The sequence below is a fragment of the Pandoraea sp. B-6 genome (assembly GCF_000282835.1).
GTDB lineage: Bacteria > Pseudomonadota > Gammaproteobacteria > Burkholderiales > Burkholderiaceae > Pandoraea > Pandoraea cepalis.
Genome location: NZ_KB290559.1, coordinates 1 through 213, shown reverse-complemented (window position 1 = coordinate 213; position 213 = coordinate 1). Strand labels below are relative to the sequence as shown.

Annotated in this window: 1 protein-coding gene; it reads right to left on the bottom strand. The window is 74.2% G+C overall.

Features of this window, described 5'->3' with window-relative positions:
- A partial coding sequence (locus A985_RS28770; protein WP_039830644.1) for a hypothetical protein occupies window positions 1-213 on the bottom strand: 213 nt, incomplete at both ends.

Below are 213 nucleotides of genomic sequence, written 5' to 3'. Positions count from 1 at the left end.
TGCGACGTAAAGCACCGCGCCGCCAGGATTTGCGCCAGCACCTGCGGGGTGCCCGGCGTGTGGATGCCATCGCGCGTGCCGTAGCGCGCAGCGAGCTGTGTGGCCAGATGACGTACCGCCTCGGAGCTGGTCAGCACCCAGGCGCAACGCTCGGGCGAAGCCAGCCGGGCTTCCAGCGCGGCCCAAGCGGCGGCGTCCGGCGCGGGCGCCCGG